This is a genomic window from Agrobacterium sp. CGMCC 11546 (assembly GCF_013365515.1).
GTDB classification, from domain to species: Bacteria; Pseudomonadota; Alphaproteobacteria; order Rhizobiales; family Rhizobiaceae; genus Agrobacterium; species Agrobacterium fabrum.
The window spans coordinates 718,381-741,269 of record NZ_CP047387.1; the positions used below are offsets into that span (position 1 = coordinate 718,381).

The window sequence follows — 22,889 nt, forward strand, 5'->3', positions numbered from 1 at the left end:
GCAGGGTGCCGCGAAATCTGTTTTTACTGGAACGCCGTCTCGTAAAAACTTCTGAGCTTGCGGGAATGCAGGGTTTCCTTCTGCATGGCGGCCAGTTTCTGCACGGCGCGGATGCCGATCTGCAGATGCTGGGCGACCTGAGTGCGGTAGAACTCCGTCGCCATGCCCGGCAGCTTCAATTCGCCATGCAGCGGTTTGTCGGAGACGCAGAGCAGGGTGCCGTAGGGCACGCGGAAGCGGAAGCCGTTGGCGGCGATGGTGGCCGATTCCATGTCGAGCGCAATGGCGCGGGACTGCGATAGGCGCTTGACCGGGCCGGCCTGATCGCGAAGCTCCCAGTTGCGGTTGTCGATGGTGGCGACGGTGCCGGTGCGCATGATGCGCTTCAGCTCGAAACCCTCGTAACCCGTCACTTCGGCGACAGCACCTTCCAGCGCCAGCTGCACCTCGGCAAGCGCCGGGATAGGCACCCAGACCGGTAGGTCGTCGTCGAGAACATGATCCTCACGCACATAGGCGTGGGCCAGAACATAGTCGCCCAGCCGTTGGCTGTTGCGCAAGCCGGCGCAATGGCCGACCATCAGCCAGGCATGCGGGCGCAGCACGGCGATATGGTCGGTGATCGTCTTGGCGTTGGAAGGGCCAACGCCGATATTGACGAGCGTGATGCCGGCATGCCCCTTTTTCTTCAGGTGATAGGCAGGCATTTGCGGCAGCCGCGCCAGCGTCATATCGGTTGTCGGCCTGTCGGAACCGGCAAGCGTGACGATGTTGCCCGGCTCCACGAATTCCGTATAGCCTTCACCGCCGTCGGCCATCAATTTGCGCGCCCAGGCGGCGAATTCATCGATATAGAACTGGTAGTTGGTGAACAGCACGAAGTTCTGGAAATGGCTGGCGCTCGTTGCCGTATAGTGGCTGAGGCGGGCCAGCGAATAATCGATGCGCTGCGCGGTAAACGGCGCGAGCGGCGCGGGTTCGCCCGGCACCTGGTCATATTCGCCATTGGCGATGAGGTCGTCGGTATTGTTGAGGTCGGGCGTATCGAACAGATCGCGCAGCGGCACGTCGGAGAGCGACGAAGCCGCCGCCGCCTCGACATAGGCGCCTTCGCCGAAAGCGAAATGCAGCGGAATGGGCGTGGCCGATTCCGCCACCGTGACCGGAACGCCGTGGTTCTTGATCAGAAGCCCCAGCTGCTCTTTCAGATAATGGCGGAACAGATCCGGCCGGGTGATCGTCGTCGTGTAGACGCCGGGTGAGGTGACATGGCCGTAGGAGAGACGCGAATCGACATGGCCGAAAGTCGCCGTCTCAAGGCTGACCTGCGGATAGCAGGCGCGGTAACGGCCGGTAATCGGCGCGCCCTTGGCAAGGTCGGTGAAGGAATTGATCAGGAACGCCGTATTGCGTTCGTAAAGCGCGGTCAAAGCCTCAACAGCTTCTTTCGGGTCCGTGAAGGACTGCGGCGCGAAAGGCTCGGGGCTGATGAAGGTGAAGGGCGGAATCGTTGGTTTTGCTATTGTCATGGCCCATTATAAGAGGCCTATTTCGACAGGCAAGCGACAGAAATGCGAAGAAACTGAAAAGAAACGGAAAAAGCTGCTGGATCGATGGGAGGGTGCGCGAAATCTCAGCCGAGCGCGCCGCGTTGCAGGCTCATCAGAAGCACGAAACCGGCGCCCTTGGATGCCGGGCGGGGATCGGCCTTGTAGACCGCAAGTCCGGCCACCGGGCCGAGAAAGATCGAAACCATCAGTACCAGCCGCAGGGCGGAGAACAGGCCGTTGGAAAAGCTTGTCGTCATCATCAGGTCCTCACAGCACGACGGGGCAATTGGCGGCAGGCGCCGGGCTGTGCTGGCAGGCAATCGCCGCACCGGCATTCACCCGCTGAAAACTGCGGTTGGGATTAACGACGAGCGAGGCGAAGGACATGGCGAAGATCGCCATGAGAAACGCGAAGATTGCCAGCCGGCTGATCAACTTTGTCATGTCCATTCCCCTTTATTGGAGTTCATGGACAGAGTTTTGCCATAGTCGGACTGAACGGACCCTGAGGCCCCGGTTCATATGGTGTTCAGGGATGTTAACAGGTGGTGACATGGCAGCTTGATGCCGCAGTGGCGCAGGGCGCATCACAAATCCCGGGATTTTTCTTCAGGCAGGAGCAGCCGTTGCCCGCGCCACGAGATCGGCCACGAGGGTTTTCAATGCTTCCGGGCTGGTCACATCGACAATCGGCAGGTGGTGTTCGCGCGCCGATGCCAGCATTTCGGTATTTTCCCGCAGCGAACGGTCGATGAAGGCGTCCATGATGTGCCGCTGGCCAGCCGTTGCATCCTCATATCGGGCGTGAGAGCGCATTCTTTCGAGAAGGAAATCATTCCCGGCATGAAGCAGGAGGCCGGCAACCGTGCTGCCGAGCAGGGGCGATATGAATTCCGGGCGCAGGGCCGCACCCTCGAAGATTGCGGGATTGCCGGTATGGGAACTGCTGTCGATCATCGGGCGGATCAGCGGCCAGATGTTCTGGTGATGCACCTTCAGAAACCAGTGGATCGTCTCGGCCGAGAGCGCCGTATAATATTCCTCCACCTGTGCCGGAATGCCTGGCCAGGGCCTGCCGGGGTGGCGGGCGAGACTGTCGGTGGATATCGCCTGCCAGCCAAGCCTGGTGCTCAACAGGCCGGCAAGGGTGCTTTTGCCCACATGTGATGTGCCGGCAATCAGGATCGTCGAAAGGCTAGGGGGCATCGTCGCTCTCATTGACGTTCGGTTGGGCGCAACGATACATCAACCGGCCTGTGTGTTCCACGCGCGATGCCTGTGCAGGTCGCGTGACCCCGTGCTGGCGGGCGGCTGAAAGCCTGCCCGCCGCTTTCTCGGTTACAGCCGTGTCCAGGTCTGCGATTTGCACAAAATCTTCAGCACGCAGCCCTTCATGCTCAGCGAATTGCCGGAAACGGTGCCGGAGCCGCTATAGGTCTTGTCGTTGGCGGGGTCGGTGATTTCGCCGGAATAGCTGTTTCCCTTGCCGGAAAGCTTGCCGATCTGTTTTCCGGCATGTTTGCCGGTCTTCAGCGTCACGCAGAAGGCGCCGCCGCAGGGGCCGATCACGGCGGTTTCGCCGCTGGCCGTCTTCCAGTTGCCCTCGATTGCCTCGCCAGCAAAGGCAAGGTTGCCGCTCATCATAAGGGCGGCGGCAATCGTCATTATACGCTTCATAAACTTCCTCCCGAAATTCGCGCAGGCTTTCCTGAGCCGGATGGGCCGAAGATGCGGCTTGCGCAGATCAAACCTCTTTAGCGTGCCATGCGCCGTCTCTGGCCCAAAGCCGCCCTGCGGTGCAACGATTGCTCCTCGCGCCGCTCTATTCTGTGCCCGCTTCATCCTCATGACGGGCAGGCGGATAGTATTTGACGTTCACGTAAAAGGAAATAGAAATTTGCGGCTGCGGCGCGGCATTTGCATCGGCTGGAAGAGGGAAGGAGAGCAATTTCGAAAATTGCTGTTTTGATCATGGTGAAGGAAGGGTTTAAATCCAATTCTGAAGTTTTCGTAAAATTCGCCGCAAAGTCCTTAATTTCCGCGGCTCGTGATATTTAACAAAAACCCAATTTTACCAATCGTTTGCAGTTTGTTTGCGACGCATTAATCATGCCTTTTAAGCGAGCGTTGAAAGCCCCGTGGCATAGTGAAGTCATCAAAAGCGCAGGGAAAACCTGCCGGACGGAAGGACAAAAAAAGCTGCAAAAGACGGCGGGTCCGGACGATAGCCTCGACAAGAAGGCAATGATGAAACAGGCAGAAGGACAGGGATAAAAACGATGGCACGCTTTGACATCAGCGATATCGAAATGGCTGCCGGTGGCGAAACCCGCGCCGACACTCTTTGCAATCTCGGCCTGGTCTATGCGACCGGCCGGGGCTGCAAGGTGGACCTGATCGCGGCCCATAAATGGCTCAACATCGCCGCGATCCGCGGATCGGAAAGAGCCGCTTCGCTGCGCGCCGACCTCGCCCGCAACATGACGAAGGCGGAACTGGCCGAAGCGCTGCGCGCCGCTCGCGACTGGATGACGATGCACTGATTTACCCTTGGTATTATTGAGATTTCCGGTCCGGTTCCCTCCAGTCCCGCTGACCGGTGCAAAGGAAAGTAAACCCGAAGGGAAACGCGGCGAGGGCTTTGAAAACAAGCTTTTGCGCTGACACATCAAACCGCGACCGGCAGGAACAAGGCCGGCGCGGTTTTCTTATGTCTGGCGGAGCAGAAAATGATTCGCGAACAGGGGTTTGTGAGGGGAAATTGAATCGATGCGTGCAACCCGCGGCATTCTCCAACCCTCATTCCTGTGACGAGCACAGGAATGAGGGTTGGTTGGGAATTTACCCGATCGCCTTGAGAACCTTCGGCAGCGCCTGCTCGAAAAGATCGAGCTTGTCGGCGGTGCCGGCGCTCACACGAATGCAGCGGTTGAGCGGGGCGACGCCCGGCATGCGGATGAACACGCCATGGTCCATCAGCCCATCAACGATAGCCCGGGCATAAGCGCCGTCGCGGTGGCAATCGATGGTGACGAAATTGGTGGCCGACGGCAGCGGCGAAAGACCGTTATTACGGGCGATCGCGGAAATACGATCGCGGGCATCGGAAATCTTGCCAACCACCTCATGCAGATAGGCCTGATCCTTCAGCGCCGCCAGGGCGCCGGCGACGGAAATACGCGCCATGCCGAAATGGTTGCGGATCTTGTCGAAGGCTTCGACATTGCCGAGCGTGCCGATGGCATATCCCACGCGCGCGCCAGCCAACCCATAGGCTTTCGAGAAGGTGCGCATGCGCAGGATATTCGGCTGGCCGATCAGCGCGTCGATGGCCGGCACGGCGCTGGCGGGCCCGGTTTCGCAATAGGCCTCGTCCAGAATGAGCAGGCAGGTTTCCGGCAGCGCACGGGCGAAGGCAACGACTTCGCTCGCCTCCCACCAGCTTCCCATCGGATTATCTGGGTTGGCGAAATAAACGAGCGGCGCATTTTCCCGGATGACGAGATCGAGAAGCCCGTCAAGATTTTCGTGATCATCGACATAGGGCGTGGTGACGAGTTTGCCGCCAAAACCGTTCACATGATAGTTGAAAGTGGGATAGCCGCCAAACGAGGTGACCACAGGCGTGCCCGGCTCGACGATCAGCCTGGCGATCTCCCCCAGCAATCCATCAACCCCACTGCCGATGGCAATATTGCCGCGTGCAACGCCGTGGTGGATGGCAAGCGCTTCCTTCAGCTCGAAATTTTCCGGATCGCTATACATCCAGGTCTCCGCCGCCGCATCGCGCATGGCGAGAAGCACTGAAGGCGCGGGGCCGAAGCCGCTTTCATTGGCGCCGATGCGCGCTTCCACCTTGAGGCCCCGGCTGCGCTCGATGGCTTCCGGGCCAACGAAAGGAACGGTTGAGGGAAGCGAGACGGCAAGCGGCGTAAGGCGTGAAAAAGCGGACATTGGCTGAAAGTTCCGGTACCTGTGTTTGAAAACCCGGCTCACAATAGGTGCAAAAACACCGGACGCAAGACGCGCCTGGTGACCGCGCGGCTGTTTTGGAACAGATTTTTCCGCTGCCACGTCACGCGGGCAAGACCTGCCGGCCAGATGCGGCAGGCCCGGCGCAACAGACTCAGGCGCTGGTCTCGAAACTCAGCCGGCGGACATGGTGCAGGAATTCCGCATCGATCAGCATGTTGAAACCGATGGTGACCTTTTCTTCCTCCCGGCGGATCAGCGTGCAGCCGATCTCATCGCGAATGCCGAGAATCTCCAGATAGAAATTGGCCGGCATTTCCAGTTCGGGGCTCACATCCAGTTCCGCACCGTAAAGGGAAATGCTGCGCACCAGGCAGCGCATGGTGTCCTTGGCGCTGAGGTGATGCCCGATGAAGGTGATCTTGCCGGGCCGGTCGATCGGAAATTTCTCGTACTTCTCGTCCTGAGGGACGTTCTGACTGATATCCATATGTAGAGCCATGACAACCTCCCGGATTGCCTCTTTAGGTGCCTATTTTAACGCGGCTTCCTTGCCAGGGCGTGAAGGAAATCTACGCAATTCTCTCTAGTCTGTGTCGATCTCGACCAGCTTTCGCTGGGGAAGCCGATGTTTCCACTCATGAAAATGCGCTATGCCCCATCCGGTTGCAGCGAAGCCGCAGGCTATGCTGATAATGTGTCACGCTTGCACAGGGCTGGTGTCGCTGCGCGGTTGACTGGGGCCGTACTTGGCGTTACGCCTGATCCGGCAATATGACTTCGCGAGGTGCGGCACCATCGGCGCTTCGTGATTCTTCTGGGAGTGGACTGTGACGGAAAGGCTGGTAATCGTCGGGGCAGGGCAGGCCGCTTTCGCGCTGGCGTCGAAGCTTCGGGCGCTGAAGGACGAGCGCCCCATCACCATCATCGGCTCCGAGGATGCCTATCCCTACCAGCGGCCGCCGCTCTCCAAAAAATACCTTCTCGGCGAGATGAGCTTTGACCGGCTGATGTTCCGCCCCGAGGAATGGTACGCGGAAAACAACGTCGATATCCGGCTCTCTACCTGGGTGGAGGAGATTGACCGCGCGGCGAAAACCGTGCGCATGCAGGACGGCAGCACACTTTCCTATGACAAGCTGGCGCTGGCGACGGGCGCGGCACCCCGTCTGCTGCCCGCCAGCATTGGCGGCGATCTCGAAGGCGTGTTGACGGTTCGCGACAAGCGCGATGCCGACCGTCTGGTGGATGAGATGAAGCCGGGGCGCAGGCTGCTGGTGATCGGCGGCGGTTATATCGGCCTCGAAGCGGCGGCGGTTGCCCGCAAGCTCGGCCTTGAAGTGACGCTGATCGAGATGGCCGACCGTATTCTCCAGCGCGTGGCAGCGAAGGAAACCGCCGATATCATGCGCGGCATCCATCAGGCCCATGGCGTCTCTATCCACGAAAAAACCGGGCTCGTGCGCCTTGTCGGCATGGATGGCCGGGTGGCCGCTGCCGAACTTTCCGACGGTTCGATGCTCGATGTCGATTTTGTCATCGTCGGCATCGGCGTGACTCCGAACGACCGGCTTGCCCGCGAATCGGGCCTTGATGTCGGCAACGGCATTGTCGTTGACGCTCTTACCCGCACATCGGATGCGGATATTCATGCAGTCGGCGATTGCGCCATGTTGCCGTGGCGCGGTCAGCATGTGCGTCTCGAATCGGTACAGAACGCCGTTGATCAGGCTGAGGCCGCCGCTGAGGTGCTGGCCGGCACCGAAGCCGCCTATGAGGCGAAACCCTGGTTCTGGTCGGATCAATATGAGGTGAAGCTGCAGATTGCCGGCTTCAATCTCGGTTACGACGAAACGATGCTGAGGCCCGGTGCGCGCGAAGGCAGCTGGTCTGTCTGGTATTTCCGCGACGGTCGATTCGTGGCTGTCGATGCCGTCAATGATGCCAAGGCCTATGTCGCCGGCAAGAAACTGCTCGATGCCGGTGCGGAGCCGGATCGCGCCATCCTGGCGGACGCTGCCGCCGATCTGAAATTATTGCTTTCCTGAGGATATCATGCCCGCTCCCGAAAACCGTTTCAAAACCGCCATCCATGCGGGCAAGCCGCAGATTGGCCTCTGGCTCGATATGGGCGAGGCCATCACGGCGGAAATCGCTGGCACCGCGGGTTTCGACTGGCTGGTGATCGACGGGGAGCACGGGCCGAATGATCTGCGCAGCATCATTGATCAGCTGCGGGCGCTTGCCACATCGCCCGCCGAGCCTGTCGTGCGCGTGCCCGTTGGCGAAAGCTGGATGATCAAGCAGTTGCTGGATGCCGGCGCACGCACGCTCCTCGTGCCGATGGTTGATTCGGCGGAGCAGGCGAGCGATCTGGTCAGCGCCATGCATTATCCGCCGCGTGGAATTCGCGGCATGGGCGCAGCGGTGGCCCGTGCCTCCGCCTTCAACACGATAGCCGATTATGTCGACAGCGCCTCGGATGGCGTCTGCCTGCTGGTGCAGGCAGAAACGCGGGCGGCGATCAACGATCTCGACAATATTCTTGCGGTGGAAGGTGTGGACGGCGTCTTCATCGGCCCGGCCGATCTCGCCGCCGACATGGGTTATCTCGGCCGGATCGACGAGCCGGAAGTGCAGGCCGTGATTGAAGCAGCGATCGTGAAGATCGTCGCGGCGGGCAAAGCTGCCGGCATTCTGACCTTCAACGAGGCCTATAATCGCCGTTATCTGGAGCTTGGCGCATCCTTCGTGGCTGTTGGTGCCGATGTGACGGAATTCGCCAACACGCTTCGCTCGCTCTCCGCCCGTTACAAGCGCGGAACGGCATCTCAGCCATCCAGATCGGGCTATTGATCAGTCGTCGTTGCTGGCATTCAGCTTTTCCGGCGGGATGCCTTCTTCGCCGGAGGCGAGGTAGCCGGTATTGATAAGGGCGGCGCGAACGATGCGCTGCACGGCTTCATCCCTGTCTATGGCGTGATCCCTTGCGAAATCCGACAAGGCTGCCTCAAGATCGTCGCTGAACCGCATATTCGCCCCCCATTTTCACTGCGCTTTAAACCAACAGGCAAAGGCAAGGCAGGAGAGACCCGCCTTGCCTGAACTTCAATTTATACTGCGATCAGCGCCAGCGATAAAGGCTGCTGTTGGACGAGCTTTGTTGTGTGCTCGTACCGACCGCATAACCGATCGCAAAACCAAGTGCGCCGACGATCGTCAGCAGCGAGGTTGCCGTACCCGGATTTTCCTTCACGGCTTCCACAACGTTCTGGCCTTGGGCGCGAACATTATGGGCGGCCTTGCGAACCCGGCCGCGTGCCTCGTCCAGAAATTCGGACGCATCTTCGCTCACACCTTCGGCGCGGGCGGAAACGGATTTCGAAAGCGACGAGATTTGCGAGCGCAACTCGGCAATCTGGTTTTCGATCGTGTCTTCGACAACATTCAGTTTGGTCTGAGCCATTAGAACACCTCTTTTGTTACCGAAGCCAGAACGTGTCGGCCTGCAAGAAGTTCCCGAATTGCCTGCAAAGTTTCACGGAGCCCTATTTGCCCAACAGGTTTTTCGGGTTCTTGGCGAAAAAGCCTTGCATTCATTTTTTTTAAGCAATAATCAGGCCGCACCGGAGAGGTGGCCGAGTGGTCGAAGGCGCTCCCCTGCTAAGGGAGTATACGTCAAAAGCGTATCGTGGGTTCGAATCCCATCCTCTCCGCCATCAGTTTCTTTCAAAACTAATAATCGCTTCGACATTTCTCCCTGGCTGCAGGCCGAACGTAATGTGACGGCAGGCCAGGCAGCTGGCAACCGATTTCCTCCCTTGCGACCTTCAGCAATTGTCGGCGTTCGTCAGCACTCGCGCTGAAGAACGAATCGACAGGCTATGGATTGATCACGGATATTTTAGAGATTCGAGTCGATCTTTTATGCGGATGAGCCTTCAAGGCATCTCGTTCTCGGAAAAAGATCGCCTATCTAAATCTTCGCCCGCACGAAGGAGATTTGATGACCGACGAATACGGCCCTTACGCGCAGATGGCCACGCTTGCTGAGCAGATGGCTTCTCACTATCAGACGGACGCGAATCTGGAACTGGGTCCACACCTCGCACACTATATGGACGAGGTTGAAATCAACATATCCGCCCATCGCTTTGACCATGTGGGGTTTATGGAGAAGATTCACGCACGGCTGACGACGACTTTGGAGAAAACCACCGCGCCCCGACGCCGGGAATTTCTGCTGGCCGTCGTGATTGCGTTGCGGGAGCGAATCGATCGGCGTTCACTCGATGTGGCTCTGGACCGCAGCTGAGCCCTAAACCGGCACCGGACCTGTTCTCAAGTCCGGTTATGGTCGCGGTTCGTATACAGGCAGGCACCGAAGCGGCTGCACCCAACAGGAAGTGGCGTCGTCGGTGGCATGCGGCATGCGCCCGAGGCACATCATCCAGTTACGCCGAATATCTATCCTCCCGTCGAATCGCTGCTTGGTGAATCAGCCCCGGGCAAGCGGTCTTTCCCGCTTTTGCCTCTCTGTGCATTTCAGGTGCAACTTTGATTCCAAATCAATCCACGTAATAAATCCCGCTGTCGCGCTCCTGGAGAGCAAGGAGTGGCTGGAAAGTCCGATAGTTTAGAAAGACCTTGTTAACTTCGCTAACTAACGGATTTTCAACAAAAATCTTAACACTTTGTAAAAGCAGTCATAGGCTGGATGCTCAGTGTGTGTTGTTTCCGCAACAAACCGAAATGAAGCATATACGTAAATGCGCTTTATCGGATGTTGGTGATTGCAAGCGGCGAAACCTTTTGTATTTTCACCACCAGAAGCGAGGCGGTGGATCGTTTGGCTTCTAAGAACACGGGAATGGGGCAGGGAATGCTGTCCTTCAGCGAAAGTACCCAGACCCACTTAAAAACTTTGACTGGAGGTCAACCATGAACATCAAGAGCCTTCTCATCGGCTCCGCTGCGGCTCTCGCAGCAGTATCCGGCGCTCACGCTGCCGACGCTATCGTCGCTGCTGAGCCTGAGCCCCTGGAATACGTTCGCGTTTGCGACGCTTTCGGCACTGGCTTCTTCTACATCCCCGGCACCGAAACCTGCCTGAAGTTCGGCGGTTACGTTCGTTTCCAGACCGACTTCGGTCGTGACAAGTCTGGCGTTTCTGACTGGGATTCGTTCACCCGCGCTCAGTTCGAAGTTGACACCCGTACCGACACCGAGCTCGGCGCTCTGCGTGGCTTCATCGGTCTGCGTGGCAATGCTGACAACGGTTCTGCCGCTTCGTCTGGCGTATTCGTTGACCAGGCCTTCATCGAACTCGGCGGCCTGAAGGTCGGTAAGTTCTACAGCTGGTGGGACGATGGCCTCTCTGGCGAGTCTGACGTTCTCTCCACGAACGCTCTGTTTAACTCGGCTCGTTACGTTTACGACGCAGGCTCGTTCTGGGCTGGCGTTTCGGTTGACGAACTCGAAGGTACGGGCAGCCAGTTCGCAACGATCGTTGGTCCGGCTAACGCTGCTGGCCTGTTCCCGCTTTCGCAGGAGCCTGACAACAACGTTGGTATCGCTCTCGGCCTCGGCGCCAAGCTCGGCGCTGCTTCCCTGCAGCTCATCGGCGGCTACGACACCGACCAGGAAGAAGGCGCAATCCGCCTGATCGCTACGGCCGACCTCGGTCCGGGCACTCTCGGTCTTGCTGGTGTTTGGGCTTCCGGCGCAAACGCTTACTACGCTGAATCCGAGTGGGCAGTTGCTGCTGAATACGCAATCAAGGCAACCGACAAGCTGACGATCACCCCCGGTGGTCAGTACTTCGGCAACGTTGCTGACCGTATCGGCATCGTCAACTCCGCTGGCGTTCAGACCAGCACTGCAATCATCACCAACGACTGGTCTGACCGTGATGCATGGCAGGCTGGCGTAACGATCGACTACAAGATCACTTCTGGTCTCTCCACGAAGGTCGCAGTTAACTACTACGACGAAGACAATCGTGATGAGCAGTGGAAGGGCTTCGTTCGCCTTCAGCGCTCGTTCTAATCTGATCTGACATCGTCAGTGATGGAAGCCCCGGCAGAAATGCCGGGGTTTTTCTATTTCCGACAATCGCGCAATAACTCGAATCTCGCATCAAAAAAGCTATTCACGGTTTCCGCCGATTCCTGATTCGTATGGATCGCCGGACGCAGAGGAATCAGCTGAAAAGAGGCAATAAGAACGGTCATATTCTCAATCTTGAATAAGGCACGCCAAATTTTGGACGAGTTTCCAAGACGCCTCTTCCTCCGGGCGGAGATGCGGTAGATTTACTAAGCTACTGAAACAAATAAGAAATTAACCTTTTGTTAATGAATGTGCTCAGCCGTTAGAATTGTAGCTATTTCGCAACAATGAAAAACTAAGGACACCTTACTGTCTTCCTTTTGTCATGATTGAGATTGCCGACCTGCGCAGTTTTAGCTCTAATCAGGTTCATAAGCGGCACGCATTTCTGAGTGCTTTCCCACCCGCTGCTTAGAAGATTAAGCGTTTGACTGGAGGTCAACCATGAACATCAAGAGCCTTCTTATCGGCTCCGCTGCAGCTCTCGCAGCAGTATCCGGCGCTCACGCTGCCGACGCCATCGTCGCTGCCGAGCCCGAGCCCCTGGAATATGTTCGCGTCTGCGACGCTTTCGGCACCGGCTTCTTCTACATCCCTGGCACCGAAACCTGCCTGAAGTTCAGCGGTTACGTTCGTTTCCAGACCAACTTCGGCCGCGATCAGTCCGGCACGTCGGACTGGAATTCGTTTACCCGCGCTCAGTTCAACGTTGACACCCGCACCGATACCGAACTCGGCGCCCTGCGTGGTTTCATCGAATTCCGTGCTGATGCAGGCAACGGTCAGTCCAGCTCTTCTGGTCTTGAAGCTCGTCAGGCATTCATCGAACTTGGTGGCCTGCGCGTTGGTAAGTTCTACAGCTGGTGGGATGACGATCTCTCTGGCGAGACCGATCTTCTTTCGTCCAATACGCTCTTCAACTCCATCCGTTATACCTACGACACCGGTTCGTTCTGGGCTGGTATCTCGGTTGACGAACTTGAAGGCACTGGTAGCCAGTTCGCAACCATCACTGGTCCGGCAAATGCTGCTGGTCTGTTCCCGCTTTCGCAGGAGCCTGACAACAATGTTGGCATCACGGCCGGCGTTGGCGGAAAGTTCGGCGCTGCTACTCTTCAGCTGATCGGTTCTTACGACGTTGATCAGGAAGAAGGCGCTATCCGCGCAATGGTATTCGCGGATATCGGACCTGGCACCCTTGGACTTGCTGGTGTTTGGGCATCTGGCCCCAACGCTTACTACGCTCTGTCCGAATGGACGGTCGCTGCTGAATACGCGATCAAGGCAACCGACCGCCTGACGATCACCCCGGCAGTGCAGTATCTCGGCAATGTTGGCGACAAGATCACTGTCGTGAACACCGGTGCAACTGCAATCGTTTCGAACGACTGGTCCAATCGCGACGCATGGACCGCCGGCGCAACGATCGACTACAAGATCACCGATGGTCTGAGCACCAAGATCACTGCAAACTACTACGACGAAGACGGTCAGGACGATCAGGTCACCGGTTTCGTCCGCCTTCAGCGCGACTTTTAATCTGATCTGACGCAGTCAGTGAAGGAAACCCCGGCAGAGATGCCGGGGTTTTTTCATTTGGGGGTCCAGAGGTAATGCGGCGTGTCGTCTGACTGTTGAAACAAAAAAGCACGGGCTAGCCCGTGCCTGAATGCTCTGATGACGATGGAGCCGCCCTTTACCCCGCCCGCCCATGGCGCAGGTCATCGACGATATCGGCCTGTTGCCCGAGCCTGGTCTTATAGACCTGATAATTCTCCATCACCCGCTGCACATAATTGCGCGTCTCGGGGAAGGGGATGCGCTCGATCCAGTCGACCACCTCGTCGATGGGCTTGCCGCGCGGGTCGCCATAACGGGAGATCCATTCCGGCACACGCTTCGGCCCCGCATTATAGGCGACGAAGGTGAGGATGTAGGAACCGCCGAAGCTGTCGATCTGCTCACCGAGATAATGCGCGCCGAGCGTGGCGTTGTAGCCGGCATCGCTGGTCAGCATCGCCTGCGTATAGGGCAGGCCGTGGCGGCCGGCCACGCCCTTGGCGGTTCCAGGCAGCAATTGCAGCAGGCCACGGGCATTGGCGGCGGAGACGGCAGCCGGGTTGAAGGCGCTTTCCTGCCGGGCGATGGCATAGGCGAGCGCCTTGCCGGAGCCGGCAATATTGGCGCTGGCCGGAATGACGCCCAGCGGATAGGCGAGAGCTGCCGCATCGATGCCGCGGCTGAAGGCGGTCTTGCCGATCTGCAGCGAGACCTGATGATTGCCGTTGCCCTCCGCACGCGCCGCCAGAATCGCAAGTTCGCCGGGGCTGTCGAGCTGTTCGGCAAGCGACCGGTAAAGACTGTCGGCGCGCCAGCCGTAACCCGCTGCCTCCAGCCGGTCGATGGCGCGCACGGCCTCACGGCCGGCAAAACGTTCCCGGTCGCCGTTGCTGGGGTTGGGGTAGCTGACGTTCAGGGTCTTCGTGCCGATTCGCGCGGCGGCAAGCTGGCCATAGAAGGTGCCGGGATGGGCCGCTGCCTTGGCGAAGAAATCACGGGCATTGCCCGGCCCGCCGGCTTCCGCCGTCCGTCCAAGCCAATAATAGGCGCGCGAGGCCGAAAGCGGCCGGTTCGAGGTCTGCAGCAGCGTATTGAAGTGGCGCGCCGCCGTCGCCGGATCACGCATCGCCCTTAGCGCATACCAGCCGGCATGGAACTCGGCATCGGCAATATCGACGGACGAGGTGGCCGAATGATTGGCGACGATACGATAGGCCTCGGCAAAATCGCCGAGATCGGCAACACCACGCGCGATGATGCGGCGCTCATTCCACCATTCGCCGGGATTGACGAGCTTGGCCGTGTCCTTCGGCGCCTGCCGCAGAAGGACGGCGGCTTCGGGATATTTCTGCTGGTTGCGCAGGTTCTCGATGCGCGCGAAGAGATAGGTCGGATCGTTGCGCCAGGAGGCGTCGACCTTGCCCAGCAACGCTGTGGCATTGGCGGATCGCTGCAGCACCGCCGCCCAGGCATTATAAAGCGACTGCGCCTTGCCGAGATCGCCGAAACGCTTCGCCTGTCCGATGCGGCTGCGATACATCAGATAATCCATCCGCGCCTTGTGATCGACCGGCGTCAGATAGGCAGGGAATTCGGCAAGCACACGGTCTTCCATGTCCTTGTCCATGCCTTCGCTGACCCAGAGCTGGCGAATGAGACGTTGCGATTCGTCTGTCTTGCCGGAGGAGGCGAGCGCCTTGGCAAGCACGACCGTACCTTCTGCCGTTTCCGGCCGGCTGCTGCCGAAGGCTGAAAGCACCTGAGCGGCCGGCGGATCTTCCCGGTAAAGCGCCTTTTCGGAATTCGCCCGCAGGGTGGCGGCACCGGGCCAGCCGGCCAGTTCGCGCTGGGCGGTGGCGATCTCGGCTGATGGCACGTCCTTCTGGCCGGAGACAGCAATCGCCCAAGAGAGAATATGCCGGTCGAGGCTGCCGCTCGGCATGGTGTTGCGCAGCGCGATTGCCCTGGCGGCATCGCGGCTGGAAAGCGCGTCGAGGCCGGCCTTCAACTGGGTGGTATCATCGGGACGGTTGAGGCGCGGTATGGCGCCGGTGATTTCGGGCGAGGCGGGCATGAAAGCGGGAACGGCCGGCGCGTTTGGCTTGACATAGGGAAGGGGGGCCGCACCTTCCGGCAATGGTCCGGCCAGTGCGTTCCAAACGGTTGCGGCAAGCCCCGCCGCCATTAATCCCCAGACTGTCTTTTTCATGCCGCTCTTCATCGTGTACGGATTTGTCGACTTTCTTGTAATATCGCTTCATTGCAGCGGGATTGCCGAGAAGGTTTTCAGTCCCGCACCGGAATCTTGGGATTTCAGGCTTAATGAAATCTTAATTTCCGCCCTGCAATTCGATCAACTTTTATTCACCGGCCCGCGAGCGACGTCGCTTTTTGGCGTCAGCTTTTTGCGCTCGCCGATCCCGGCCCGGAGACTGTCACACTTCCGACAATTTCGGACAAAATACGCTGCCTTTGCGCTTGTCGGCGCCAAGGGCTGGCTCTAATGTGTGCCGGTTTTAACCATCGAATGCGGCCGAAGCATGAACCGCTCGGCGCCAGGAGCTTTGCATGTTCAAGGGATCAATTCCCGCCCTCATTACCCCGTTCACGGACAATGGTTCCGTGGACGAAAAGGCCTTTGCCGCCCATGTGGAATGGCAGATCGCCGAAGGCAGCAACGGCCTTGTGCCCGTGGGCACGACGGGGGAATCCCCGACGCTCTCTCACGATGAGCACAAACGGGTCGTTGAGCTGTGCATCGAGGTTGCGGCGAAACGGGTTCCGGTCATTGCGGGTGCTGGCTCCAACAATACCGATGAAGCAATCGAGCTTGCGCTGCACGCGCAGGAAGCCGGTGCGGATGCCCTGCTGGTCGTCACCCCCTATTACAACAAGCCGACGCAGAAGGGCCTGTTCGCGCATTTTTCCGCTGTCGCCGAAGCGGTGAAACTGCCGATCGTCATCTACAATATCCCGCCGCGCTCGGTGGTGGATATGTCGCCGGAAACCATGGGTGCGCTGGTCAAGGCGCATAAGAATATCATCGGCGTCAAGGATGCGACCGGCAAGCTCGACCGGGTTTCCGAACAGCGCATTTCCTGCGGCAAGGATTTTGTCCAGCTGTCGGGCGAGGATGGCACGGCGCTCGGCTTTAACGCCCATGGCGGCGTCGGCTGCATTTCGGTCACCGCCAATGTCGCGCCGCGCCTTTGTTCCGAGTTTCAGGCGGCAATGCTTGCCGGTGATTACGCCAAGGCGCTTGAGTATCAGGACCGCCTGATGCCGCTGCACAGGGCAATCTTCATGGAGCCCGGCGTCTGCGGCACCAAATACGCGCTGTCGAAGACACGCGGCGGCAACCGCCGGGTCCGTTCGCCCTTGATGAGCACGCTGGAACCGGCAACGGAAGCGGCGATCGATGCGGCGCTGAAGCATGCCGGCCTGATGAACTGAGATACGCCTGAAAAGATTGAAAGGCGCGCCATGGACCGCTTCGTAACAGAAGCCCTCCCGCGCGCCTTTTCTTTTTGCGGCGACAACATTAAATAGATGTTCGAAAACCGCTTTCGGCGGCAAGGCCGAAGGTGCAATAAGAAAAACAAGGGATTGAAATATCATGGCCCCCAAAGGCAGCCAGCGCGTGGTGAACAAGATCGTTGCGGAAAACCGCAAGGCTCGTTTCAACTATGAAATCATCGATACCTATGAGGCGGGGCTGGTACTGACCGGCACCGAGGTCAAATCGTTGCGCGAAGGCAAGGCGAATATCGCCGAATCCTATGCCTCGGACGAGGGCGATGAAATCTGGCTGATCAATTCCCACCTGCCGGAATATCTGCAGGCCAACCGCTTCAACCACGAGCCGCGCCGCCGCCGCAAACTGCTTCTGAACAAGCGCGAGATCAACCGCCTGCGCGCCGGCATCAACCGCGACGGCATGACGCTGGTACCGCTGAAGGTCTACTTCAACGAGAAGGGTCGTGCGAAGCTGGAACTGGCACTTGCCAAGGGCAAAAAGCTGCATGACAAGCGCGAGACCGAGAAGGAACGCGACTGGAACCGACAGAAGTCGCGGCTGTTGAAGGGTGGCAACGCTTAAAACCTGCCTCCCTCATTCCTGTGCTTGTCACAGGAATCCAGCCAGCCCAAGTCCTTGGGCTGAAAGGACTCTTCTCGTCGCGCAGACGCGCGTCAACTGGATTCCTGTGACAAGCACAGGAATGAGGAGAGTGAGGATACCTGCTACCCTTCAAGCAGCCCGATACGTCCGCTCCACATGCGCCCGCGTTGCCGAAACGCTGAACCGGCTCACCAGCGCCGCCAGATTGGCGCTGACATCGCTCAGATTATGCGTGGCCGCATTGGTTTCTTCCACCATCGCCGCGTTCTTCTGGGTCAGATTGTCCATGCTGTTGATCGCCGCACTGATTTCCTGAATGCCGACGGACTGTTCCTGCGCCGCTTTGGTTAGCGAGGTGATGTGATCCTTGATGTGATCGACCTTGTTACCGATCGTATTCAAGGATTCGCCCGTCTTGTTGACCAGCGAAACGCCCTGCGTCACATCCTCGGAAGACTTGGCGATCAGCGTTTTGATTTCCTTGGCGGCGTTGGCGGAGCGCTGCGCGAGCTCGCGCACTTCCTGGGCGACAACGGCGAAACCCTTGCCGGCCTCACCGGCGCGTGCGGCCTCCACGCCGGCGTTCAGCGCCAGAAGATTGGTCTGGAATGAAATCTCGTCGATGACGGAAATGATCTGGGTGATCTTCTGCGACGATTCCTCGATCGCGCCCATCGCCTTCACCGCATCCGTCACCACGTCGCGCGAGCGCGCGGCCTCCACGGCCGAGCTTTCGACAATGGCCTTGGCCTCTTCGGAGCGCTGCGCCGAGAGTTTGGAAATGGTGGTGATTTCCTCGACGGCGGCGGCGGTTTCCTCCAGCGCGGCGGCCTGCTGCTCCGTGCGGCGGGCCATGTCGTCGGTCGCGGCGGTCAGTTCACGCGTGTTGCCGGAAATCTTGTTGGCCTCTTCGACGATCTGCGCAAAGGCGCCGGAGAGATTGCCGACCGCGGCATTGAAATTGGCGATCAGCCCTTCGAATTGCGGCGCGGTCTTTTCGGCGATGCTGGAGGTGAGATCGCCATTGGCCAGCCTGTCGAGGGCGTTGTTGAGCAGCTCGAGAACGTGATCCTGCTCCTTCTTCATCTGCGCCTGCTCTGCCTCCACCTTCTGCCGTTCGGTGGCGAGCACGTCGAGATAGACGGAGATCGAATAATCCATGTCGAGAAGGGCGGCCTTGATGGTGGCGGACAAGGCCTCCTTCACCTTTCTGGCCTTCTTTTCCATGAAAAGGCCCTTCAGTTCGGAGTCTATTATCGCCTTGACGATGCCATCAAGCATCAGGGCGTAACCGCCAATATACCAGCGGGGCTCCAGCCCCAGCCTCGCATGGGTGCGGCCGATGGCAGTCACGGCATTGGTGTAGTCCTCATTGAACGTTCCGGAGGCGATCCTGGACCAATGTTTGAGCTGCATGCTCTTGGCGTGCTGGATATGGGCCTCGCTGGAGAAAAACTTCGCCGTCTCCGGCACCGCGCGAACCTTTGTATAAAAACGATCTAGAGACGCATCGAGTGAACCGGTGATCACACCCTTCATGTCTGAAAGATTTTGCCGCTCACCGTGGCCAAGCCCCAGAAAATTCAGTCTTTCATCGAGTTGTCGGTCGTTTTTGGCCTGGCCGTGCATGTCTAATCATCCTGCTTTGGCGCCCAAATCATGTCTCTGGCGCCGGTGCGTGATTTAGACACGTCTAAAATTAACCAAGATATAATTTTGACTGGCCGGATTTGACGTTTGTTAATTAAAGCGGCGATTTTCCGGCCACGGGGCGGCGTATGCGCAAACAAAAACGCGCCCGTTTTTCGACGGGCGCGTTTCTTAATGTCAACAGGGCAAGCCCGGATCAGACCGTCTCCGGACCTTCGGCGTGACGCACAGGGCGCTCGCTCGGATCGCGCCCGATTTCGGCCTTCAGCGTCATCAGATCGATGAAGTGGTCGGCCTGGCGGCGCAGGTCGTCGGCGATCATGGCGGGCTGTGTGGCCATGGTCGAAACAACGGAGACCTTGCGGCCCTTGCGCTGCAGCGCGTCCACCAGCGTGGTGAAATCGCCGTCGCCCGAGAACAGAACCAAGTGATCGACCGTCTCGGACTGTTCCATGGCATCGACTGCAAGTTCGATATCCATATTGCCCTTGATCTTGCGGCGGCCGAGCGCGTCGGTGAATTCCTTCGCCGGCTTCGTCACGACCTTGTAGCCGTTATAATCCAGCCAGTCGATCAGCGGACGGATCGAGGAATATTCCTGATCCTCGATAAGCGCGGTGTAATAATAGGCGCGCAGCAGATAGCCACGCTTCTGAAATGCCTTCAGAAGCTTGCGATAGTCGATATCGAACCCCAGGCTTTTTGATGCTGCATAAAGATTGGCTCCGTCTATGAAGAGCGCAATTTTCTCCCGTGGATCGAACATTCCATCCCATTCCTTTTTTTGGAAAGGCCATTATCTGGCTTTTATTTCCGGTCGCAAATGCAAAAAATCATGTGGTATCAACGAATTTTACGGTGCGCCGTTGCGTTTTAAGTAAGGTAACTTCACCCGTATTCCAAGACAATTCTTCTAGACATTTTGTTCATCAGACGCCAAACAAGGGCAATAAGGTGCCAAAAGACGCCAAAGACAGGAAAAACTTGAATTCCGCGGCCAATGGCTGTATCGGAAGCTGGAAGGCTTCGTCGCGAGGAATCCCAAGCGTTTTTCGCAAGGCACGAAGCGCAGATTCAATAGGTTAGAGCATCCCTTGTGCATCCCGAAGAAAGCACGGCGCTCTGATCCACGACATTACGACTCGCAAAGGACAGGCAATGGCCCGCGTCACAGTTGAAGATTGCATTGATAAAGTAGACAACCGTTTCGAGCTGGTGCTTCTCGCGAGCCACCGTGCGCGCCAGATTTCTCAAGGGTCCTCCATCACGGTTGACCGCGACAACGACAAGAACCCGGTCGTGGCGCTTCGCGAAATCGCCGACGAGACGCTGTCTCCCGATGATCTGAAGGAAGACCTCATCCACTCGCTGCAGAAGCATGTGGAAGTGGACGAGCCCGAGCCCGATCCGGTCACGCTCGCCGCCTCCGCTGCCGATGGCGAAGACGATGATCAGCCGGAAACGGTTACTTTCGACCAGATGTCGGAAGAAGAACTGCTGGCCGGTATCGAAGGCCTTGTGCCGCCGGAAAAAAATGACGACTATTGATCCGGTTTTATGATGCCTTTGGCAGGCGGTGGTTACCGTCTGTCAATAGTTGCCGTCATAATCTGATCCCTATTGATGCAGCATTGTGCGCCGACCCCAAGGTTGGCGCGCTTTCTTTTTGTGGAATATCGCATGATGCGGCAATACGAACTCGTCGAGCGGGTTCAAAAATATAAACCGGATGCGAATGAGGCCCTGCTGAACAAGGCCTATGTTTACGCGATGCAGAAACATGGCCAGCAGAAGCGGGCCAATGGCGACCCCTATATCTCGCATCCGCTTGAAGTTGCCGCGATCCTCACTGAAATGCATCTCGACGAATCGACCATCGCGGTGGCGTTGCTGCACGATACGATCGAAGATACCACCGCCACCCGCGCTGAAATCGATGAACTCTTCGGCGAAGACATCGGCCGGCTGGTGGAGGGGCTCACCAAGCTCAAGAAGCTCGATCTCGTCACCCGCAAGGCCAAGCAGGCGGAAAACCTGCGCAAGCTGCTGCTCGCCATTTCCGACGACGTGCGCGTCCTTCTGGTCAAGCTCGCCGACCGCCTGCACAATATGCGTACCATGGAATATATGCCGGCCGACAAGCGCAGCCGCATTTCCGAGGAGACGATGGAAATCTATGCGCCGCTCGCCGGGCGCATGGGTATGCAGGATATGCGCGACGAGCTGGAGGACCTGTCCTTCCGTTATCTCAATCCGGAAGCCTATGAGACGGTGACCAACCGCCTGCTGGAACTGGAAACGCGCAATGAAGGCCTCATCAAGAAGATCGAGGACGAGCTGCGTGAGCTGCTGGTGGCCAACGGGTTGCTCGGCACCCACGTCAAGGGACGTCAGAAAAAGCCCTATTCGGTGTTCCGTAAAATGCAGTCGAAGTCGCTCTCCTTCGAGCAGCTTTCCGATGTTTACGGTTTCCGTATTCTGGTGGATGATATTCCCGGCTGCTACCGGGCGCTGGGCATCGTGCACACCCGCTGGCGCGTGGTGCCGGGCCGCTTCAAGGACTATATCTCCACCCCGAAGCAGAACGATTATCGCTCCATCCACACCACGATCGTCGGCCCGTCGCGCCAGCGTATCGAGCTGCAGATCCGTACCAAGCGCATGCACGAGATCGCCGAATTCGGCATCGCCGCCCATGCGCTCTATAAGGACGGCGAAAACGGGGAGGGCGATCTGCTTTCGAAAGAAAGCAATGCCTATTCCTGGCTGCGCCACACCATCGAATCGCTGGCCGAAGGCGACAGCCCGGAAGAGTTCCTGGAGCATACCAAGCTCGAACTGTTCCAGGACCAGGTGTTCTGCTTCACGCCCAAGGGCAAGCTGATTGCCCTGCCGCGGGGCGCCACCCCCATCGATTTCGCCTACGCGGTGCACACCAATATCGGCGACACCACGGTTGGCGCCAAGATCAATGGGCGGATCATGCCGCTCGTCACCCGGCTCAACAATGGCGATGAGGTGGAGATCATCCGCTCCGGCGTGCAGGTACCGCCTGCCGCCTGGGAGGAGGTGGTGGTAACGGGCAAGGCCCGCTCGGCCATTCGCCGTGCCACCCGCATGGCCATCCGCAAGCAATATTCCGGCCTCGGTTATCGCATTCTGGAGCGCACCTTCGAGCGCGCCGGCAAGGCCTTCTCGCGGGAAGCTTTGAAACCCGTGCTGCACCGCCTGGCGCAGAAGGATGTCGAAGACGCCATCGCTGCCGTCGGCCGTGGTGAGGTCTCGTCGCTCGATGTGCTGCGTGCGGTGTTCCCGGATTATCAGGATGAGCGCGTCACGGTGAAGATGACCGGTGATGACGGCTGGTTCAACATGCGTAGCGCTTCTGGCATGGTCTTCAAGATTCCCGGCAAGTCGCGCTCCGTTCTGGAGGACGATGGCGCGGCCGAGATGTTGGATGGACCCGACCCGTTGCCCATCCGTGGCCTCTCCGGCAATGTCGACGTGCATTTCAGTGCCGCCGGCGCCGTTCCCGGGGACCGCATTGTCGGCATCATGGAAAAAGGCAAGGGCATCACCATCTATCCCATTCAGGCGCCGGCGCTGCAACGCTTCGACGATGAACCGGAACGCTGGATCGATGTGCGCTGGGATCTGGACGAGGCGAACAAGTCGCGCTTCATGGCGCGGGTGATGATCAATGCGCTGAACGAGCCGGGCACGCTCGCCTCCGTCGCGCAATCGATCGCGACGCTAGATGTCAACATCCGCGGACTCAACATGGTCCGCATCGGCACTGACTTCTCCGAGCTGGCGCTGGATGTCGAAGTGTGGGATTTGCGGCAACTGAACCAGTTGCTGTCGCAACTCAAGGATCTCGATTGCGTGTCGACTGTCGCGCGTGCCTTCGATTGAGGCATTTTTGA

The 22,889-nt window shown here is 58.6% G+C and carries 23 protein-coding genes and 1 tRNA gene; 12 read left to right on the forward strand and 12 right to left on the reverse strand.

Annotated features, from left to right (window positions below; genetic code table 11):
• Nucleotides 1-23: 23 nt before the first annotated feature.
• From amn to GSF67_RS03655, 5 genes are all read right to left on the reverse strand, one after another.
• Nucleotides 24-1,529, reverse strand: a complete 1,506-nt coding sequence (gene amn, locus GSF67_RS03635; protein ID WP_006311501.1) for an AMP nucleosidase — start codon at nt 1,527-1,529, stop codon at nt 24-26.
• A gap of 104 nt (nt 1,530-1,633) precedes the next feature.
• On the reverse strand, nt 1,634-1,810 hold the full coding sequence (locus tag GSF67_RS03640; RefSeq protein ID WP_006311502.1) for a hypothetical protein: 177 nt from the start codon (nt 1,808-1,810) through the stop codon (nt 1,634-1,636).
• A 7-nt stretch (nt 1,811-1,817) separates the two neighbouring features.
• Entirely contained in the window at nt 1,818-2,000 is a 183-nt protein-coding gene (locus tag GSF67_RS03645) for a hypothetical protein (RefSeq protein ID WP_006311503.1), read from the reverse strand.
• 159 nt (nt 2,001-2,159) lie between these two features.
• Nucleotides 2,160-2,756, reverse strand: a complete 597-nt coding sequence (locus tag GSF67_RS03650) for a hypothetical protein (protein WP_006311504.1) — start codon at nt 2,754-2,756, stop codon at nt 2,160-2,162.
• A 132-nt stretch (nt 2,757-2,888) separates the two neighbouring features.
• Nucleotides 2,889-3,227, reverse strand: a complete 339-nt coding sequence (locus GSF67_RS03655) for a DUF2147 domain-containing protein (protein ID WP_006311505.1) — start codon at nt 3,225-3,227, stop codon at nt 2,889-2,891.
• 602 nt (nt 3,228-3,829) lie between these two features.
• Here GSF67_RS03655 and GSF67_RS03660 point away from each other — a divergent pair.
• Nucleotides 3,830-4,093: a sel1 repeat family protein gene (locus tag GSF67_RS03660; protein ID WP_004440874.1), complete on the forward strand. Its 264-nt coding sequence runs from the start codon at nt 3,830-3,832 to the stop codon at nt 4,091-4,093.
• Nucleotides 4,094-4,391: 298 nt separating this feature from the next.
• Here GSF67_RS03660 and GSF67_RS03665 read toward each other — a convergent pair whose 3' ends face one another.
• Nucleotides 4,392-5,504: a pyridoxal phosphate-dependent aminotransferase gene (locus GSF67_RS03665; RefSeq protein ID WP_006311509.1), complete on the reverse strand. Its 1,113-nt coding sequence runs from the start codon at nt 5,502-5,504 to the stop codon at nt 4,392-4,394.
• Nucleotides 5,505-5,676: 172 nt separating this feature from the next.
• On the reverse strand, nt 5,677-6,024 hold the full coding sequence (locus tag GSF67_RS03670) for a hypothetical protein (protein ID WP_006311510.1): 348 nt from the start codon (nt 6,022-6,024) through the stop codon (nt 5,677-5,679).
• A gap of 328 nt (nt 6,025-6,352) precedes the next feature.
• On the opposite strand from GSF67_RS03670, the gene GSF67_RS03675 reads away from it, so the two are divergent.
• On the forward strand, nt 6,353-7,570 hold the full coding sequence (locus GSF67_RS03675; RefSeq protein ID WP_006311511.1) for an NAD(P)/FAD-dependent oxidoreductase: 1,218 nt from the start codon (nt 6,353-6,355) through the stop codon (nt 7,568-7,570).
• A 7-nt stretch (nt 7,571-7,577) separates the two neighbouring features.
• Nucleotides 7,578-8,378, forward strand: coding sequence for an aldolase/citrate lyase family protein (locus GSF67_RS03680; RefSeq protein ID WP_006311513.1), 801 nt, complete (start codon nt 7,578-7,580; stop codon nt 8,376-8,378).
• Here the strand turns inward: GSF67_RS03680 and GSF67_RS03685 are convergent, their stop codons facing one another.
• Nucleotides 8,379-8,555 (reverse strand): hypothetical protein, encoded by a 177-nt coding sequence (locus GSF67_RS03685; RefSeq protein ID WP_006311515.1) that lies wholly within the window; start codon nt 8,553-8,555, stop codon nt 8,379-8,381.
• A gap of 91 nt (nt 8,556-8,646) precedes the next feature.
• A complete protein-coding gene (locus GSF67_RS03690) occupies nt 8,647-8,988 on the reverse strand; it encodes a hypothetical protein (RefSeq protein ID WP_006311517.1) in 342 nt (113 codons plus the stop codon).
• Between the two features lie 162 nt (nt 8,989-9,150).
• Between GSF67_RS03690 and GSF67_RS03695 the strand changes: the two genes are divergently transcribed.
• The 4 genes from GSF67_RS03695 (at nt 9,151) to GSF67_RS03710 (ending at nt 13,172) form a co-directional block, all read left to right on the forward strand.
• Nucleotides 9,151-9,241 (forward strand) — tRNA-Ser (locus GSF67_RS03695).
• Between the two features lie 287 nt (nt 9,242-9,528).
• Nucleotides 9,529-9,837 (forward strand): hypothetical protein, encoded by a 309-nt coding sequence (locus GSF67_RS03700; RefSeq protein WP_006311518.1) that lies wholly within the window; start codon nt 9,529-9,531, stop codon nt 9,835-9,837.
• Nucleotides 9,838-10,463: 626 nt separating this feature from the next.
• Nucleotides 10,464-11,570 carry a porin gene (locus GSF67_RS03705; protein WP_006311519.1) on the forward strand — a complete coding sequence of 369 codons (1,107 nt, stop codon included), beginning with the start codon at nt 10,464-10,466 and terminating at the stop codon, nt 11,568-11,570.
• Nucleotides 11,571-12,077: 507 nt separating this feature from the next.
• Nucleotides 12,078-13,172 carry a porin gene (locus tag GSF67_RS03710; protein WP_006311520.1) on the forward strand — a complete coding sequence of 365 codons (1,095 nt, stop codon included), beginning with the start codon at nt 12,078-12,080 and terminating at the stop codon, nt 13,170-13,172.
• 157 nt (nt 13,173-13,329) lie between these two features.
• Here GSF67_RS03710 and GSF67_RS03715 read toward each other — a convergent pair whose 3' ends face one another.
• A complete protein-coding gene (locus GSF67_RS03715) occupies nt 13,330-15,402 on the reverse strand; it encodes a lytic transglycosylase domain-containing protein (RefSeq protein ID WP_006311525.1) in 2,073 nt (690 codons plus the stop codon).
• Here GSF67_RS03715 and GSF67_RS03720 point away from each other — a divergent pair.
• From GSF67_RS03720 to smpB, 3 genes are all read left to right on the forward strand, one after another.
• Nucleotides 15,401-15,697 (forward strand): hypothetical protein, encoded by a 297-nt coding sequence (locus GSF67_RS03720; RefSeq protein WP_006311524.1) that lies wholly within the window; start codon nt 15,401-15,403, stop codon nt 15,695-15,697. The two genes, GSF67_RS03715 and GSF67_RS03720, sit on opposite strands and share 2 nt — an antisense overlap.
• A 64-nt stretch (nt 15,698-15,761) precedes the next feature.
• Nucleotides 15,762-16,646: a 4-hydroxy-tetrahydrodipicolinate synthase gene (gene dapA / locus GSF67_RS03725; protein ID WP_006311526.1), complete on the forward strand. Its 885-nt coding sequence runs from the start codon at nt 15,762-15,764 to the stop codon at nt 16,644-16,646.
• A 163-nt stretch (nt 16,647-16,809) separates the two neighbouring features.
• On the forward strand, nt 16,810-17,292 hold the full coding sequence (gene smpB, locus GSF67_RS03730) for an SsrA-binding protein SmpB (RefSeq protein ID WP_006311527.1): 483 nt from the start codon (nt 16,810-16,812) through the stop codon (nt 17,290-17,292).
• A 150-nt stretch (nt 17,293-17,442) separates the two neighbouring features.
• Here smpB and GSF67_RS03735 read toward each other — a convergent pair whose 3' ends face one another.
• Nucleotides 17,443-18,942, reverse strand: a complete 1,500-nt coding sequence (locus GSF67_RS03735; protein WP_006311528.1) for a methyl-accepting chemotaxis protein — start codon at nt 18,940-18,942, stop codon at nt 17,443-17,445.
• Nucleotides 18,943-19,159: 217 nt separating this feature from the next.
• Nucleotides 19,160-19,729 (reverse strand): NYN domain-containing protein, encoded by a 570-nt coding sequence (locus GSF67_RS03740; RefSeq protein ID WP_006311529.1) that lies wholly within the window; start codon nt 19,727-19,729, stop codon nt 19,160-19,162.
• Nucleotides 19,730-20,121: 392 nt separating this feature from the next.
• On the opposite strand from GSF67_RS03740, the gene rpoZ reads away from it, so the two are divergent.
• Nucleotides 20,122-20,511 (forward strand): DNA-directed RNA polymerase subunit omega, encoded by a 390-nt coding sequence (gene rpoZ, locus GSF67_RS03745; protein ID WP_006311530.1) that lies wholly within the window; start codon nt 20,122-20,124, stop codon nt 20,509-20,511.
• A 132-nt stretch (nt 20,512-20,643) separates the two neighbouring features.
• Nucleotides 20,644-22,878, forward strand: a complete 2,235-nt coding sequence (locus tag GSF67_RS03750; protein ID WP_010971343.1) for a bifunctional (p)ppGpp synthetase/guanosine-3',5'-bis(diphosphate) 3'-pyrophosphohydrolase — start codon at nt 20,644-20,646, stop codon at nt 22,876-22,878.
• Nucleotides 22,879-22,889 lie beyond the last annotated feature (11 nt).

What these genes read in the sequence shown, in the direction of transcription:
- amn (WP_006311501.1), bottom strand. Translation starts at nt 1,529, where the DNA reads ATGACAATAGCAAAACCAACGATTCCGCCCTTCACCTTCATCAGCCCC.
- GSF67_RS03640 (WP_006311502.1), bottom strand. Translation starts at nt 1,810, where the DNA reads ATGATGACGACAAGCTTTTCCAACGGCCTGTTCTCCGCCCTGCGGCTG.
- GSF67_RS03645 (WP_006311503.1), bottom strand. Translation starts at nt 2,000, where the DNA reads ATGGACATGACAAAGTTGATCAGCCGGCTGGCAATCTTCGCGTTTCTC.
- GSF67_RS03650 (WP_006311504.1), bottom strand. Translation starts at nt 2,756, where the DNA reads ATGCCCCCTAGCCTTTCGACGATCCTGATTGCCGGCACATCACATGTG.
- GSF67_RS03655 (WP_006311505.1), bottom strand. Translation starts at nt 3,227, where the DNA reads ATGAAGCGTATAATGACGATTGCCGCCGCCCTTATGATGAGCGGCAAC.
- GSF67_RS03660 (WP_004440874.1), top strand. Translation starts at nt 3,830, where the DNA reads ATGGCACGCTTTGACATCAGCGATATCGAAATGGCTGCCGGTGGCGAA.
- GSF67_RS03665 (WP_006311509.1), bottom strand. Translation starts at nt 5,504, where the DNA reads ATGTCCGCTTTTTCACGCCTTACGCCGCTTGCCGTCTCGCTTCCCTCA.
- GSF67_RS03670 (WP_006311510.1), bottom strand. Translation starts at nt 6,024, where the DNA reads ATGGCTCTACATATGGATATCAGTCAGAACGTCCCTCAGGACGAGAAG.
- GSF67_RS03680 (WP_006311513.1), top strand. Translation starts at nt 7,578, where the DNA reads ATGCCCGCTCCCGAAAACCGTTTCAAAACCGCCATCCATGCGGGCAAG.
- GSF67_RS03685 (WP_006311515.1), bottom strand. Translation starts at nt 8,555, where the DNA reads ATGCGGTTCAGCGACGATCTTGAGGCAGCCTTGTCGGATTTCGCAAGG.
- GSF67_RS03690 (WP_006311517.1), bottom strand. Translation starts at nt 8,988, where the DNA reads ATGGCTCAGACCAAACTGAATGTTGTCGAAGACACGATCGAAAACCAG.
- GSF67_RS03700 (WP_006311518.1), top strand. Translation starts at nt 9,529, where the DNA reads ATGACCGACGAATACGGCCCTTACGCGCAGATGGCCACGCTTGCTGAG.
- GSF67_RS03705 (WP_006311519.1), top strand. Translation starts at nt 10,464, where the DNA reads ATGAACATCAAGAGCCTTCTCATCGGCTCCGCTGCGGCTCTCGCAGCA.
- GSF67_RS03710 (WP_006311520.1), top strand. Translation starts at nt 12,078, where the DNA reads ATGAACATCAAGAGCCTTCTTATCGGCTCCGCTGCAGCTCTCGCAGCA.
- GSF67_RS03720 (WP_006311524.1), top strand. Translation starts at nt 15,401, where the DNA reads ATGCCGCTCTTCATCGTGTACGGATTTGTCGACTTTCTTGTAATATCG.
- GSF67_RS03715 (WP_006311525.1), bottom strand. Translation starts at nt 15,402, where the DNA reads ATGAAAAAGACAGTCTGGGGATTAATGGCGGCGGGGCTTGCCGCAACC.
- dapA (WP_006311526.1), top strand. Translation starts at nt 15,762, where the DNA reads ATGTTCAAGGGATCAATTCCCGCCCTCATTACCCCGTTCACGGACAAT.
- smpB (WP_006311527.1), top strand. Translation starts at nt 16,810, where the DNA reads ATGGCCCCCAAAGGCAGCCAGCGCGTGGTGAACAAGATCGTTGCGGAA.
- GSF67_RS03735 (WP_006311528.1), bottom strand. Translation starts at nt 18,942, where the DNA reads ATGCACGGCCAGGCCAAAAACGACCGACAACTCGATGAAAGACTGAAT.
- GSF67_RS03740 (WP_006311529.1), bottom strand. Translation starts at nt 19,729, where the DNA reads ATGTTCGATCCACGGGAGAAAATTGCGCTCTTCATAGACGGAGCCAAT.
- rpoZ (WP_006311530.1), top strand. Translation starts at nt 20,122, where the DNA reads ATGGCCCGCGTCACAGTTGAAGATTGCATTGATAAAGTAGACAACCGT.
- GSF67_RS03750 (WP_010971343.1), top strand. Translation starts at nt 20,644, where the DNA reads ATGATGCGGCAATACGAACTCGTCGAGCGGGTTCAAAAATATAAACCG.